Genomic DNA, 1,434 nt, shown 5'->3' on the forward strand with positions numbered 1-1,434 from the left:
GCGGCGAGAGTGCGTGCCGGGCGTCGCAGGACAGGCGGGAGTTTGACGACAGCCACTAGTAGTGCTTGGTCAGGTCGGTTGTGGTGGTGCGTGTCTTCCGGGTTCGGTGTGGCGTTAGGCGGGTGTGACTCCGGACGAGATCGACTTGGTGCGCGGTGAGTTGGAGACGTTCGCGGCGGAGGTGTTCGAGCCGTTCGCGCGCAAGGACCAGCGCCGGTGGGGGCAGGTATACCTGCGGGGATTGCTGACCGACGGGCGGCGTAAGTCCATCGAGCCGATGGCCGCCCGGCTCGGGGCTGACGGCAACCGTCAGGCTCTGGCCAACTTCATCACCACCAGCCCCTGGGACCCGGCGCACATCCGGGCCCAGCTGGCCTGGCGGATGGAGGCGCTGATCCGGCCGAAAGCCGTGGTCTTCGACGACACGGGCTTCCTGAAGGACGGGACCGCTTCGGCGTGCGTGTCGCGGCAGTACACCGGTACCGCCGGCAAGGTCACCAACTGCCAGGTGGGCGTCTCGCTCCACCTCGCGTCCGGCCACGCCTCGACGGCGGTCAACTGGCGACTGTTCCTGCCTCAGACCTGGGACCCGGCCTCACCGAAGGCCGACCCCGGCAAGCTCGCCCGTCGCACTGCCTGCGGCATCCCCGACGACATCGGGCACGTGGAGAAGTGGCAGCTGGCCCTGGACATGCTCGATGAGACCCGCTCCTGGGGGATCGATGTGCCGCTGGCCATCGCGGACGCCGGATACGGCGACGCCGCGGCCTTCCGGCACGGACTGCAGGTCCGCGGCCTGAAGTACGTGGTCGGGATCTCCACCACCATGTCGGCACAGCCCGCCGACGCAGTCCCGGTGTGCGAGCCGTACCCGGGCAACGGGCGTCCGCCGGTACCGAAGTACCCCGACCCTGCCCGGTCGGTGAAGGAGCTGGTCATCGCGGCGGGCCGGAGGGCCGCACGGCCGGTGCAGTGGCGGGAGGGCTCCCGGCCCGGCACCGGCCGCTCCGGCTTCAAGCGCATGTACTCCCGTTTCGTGGCCCTACGGATCAGGCCCGCCGGACGCGAGATCCGCCAGGCCACCGACGGCCCGGAACTGCCCGTGCGCTGGCTGCTGGCCGAATGGCCCGCAAGCGAGAGCGAGCCAGTCCAGTTCTGGCTGTCAGACCTACCCGAAGACACCCCGCTGACCACCCTGGTCCGGCTGGCCAAGCTCCGCTGGAGGATCGAGCACGACTACCGGGAAATGAAGCAGGCCCTGGGCCTGGCCCATTTCGAGGGCCGGACCTGGGGCGGCTGGCACCACCACGTCACCCTCGTCTCCGTCGCACATGCCTTCTGCACCCTGCAGCGACTGGCCCGTGCCCCAAAAGACACGGCGTCGGCCTGAGTCTCTACCAAGTCGTCCGCGAGCTGCAGACACTCCTCGCAACC

At 69.6% G+C, this 1,434-nt stretch carries 1 protein-coding gene; it reads left to right on the forward strand.

Going from position 1 to position 1,434, the window contains the following annotated elements:
• Positions 1–124: 124 nt before the first annotated feature.
• Positions 125–1,390, forward strand: a complete 1,266-nt coding sequence (locus AOK15_RS35915; RefSeq protein ID WP_055522641.1) for an IS701 family transposase — start codon at positions 125–127, stop codon at positions 1,388–1,390.
• Positions 1,391–1,434 lie beyond the last annotated feature (44 nt).

The organism is Streptomyces ossamyceticus (genome assembly GCF_001418475.1).
Lineage (GTDB): Bacteria > Actinomycetota > Actinomycetes > Streptomycetales > Streptomycetaceae > Streptomyces > Streptomyces ossamyceticus.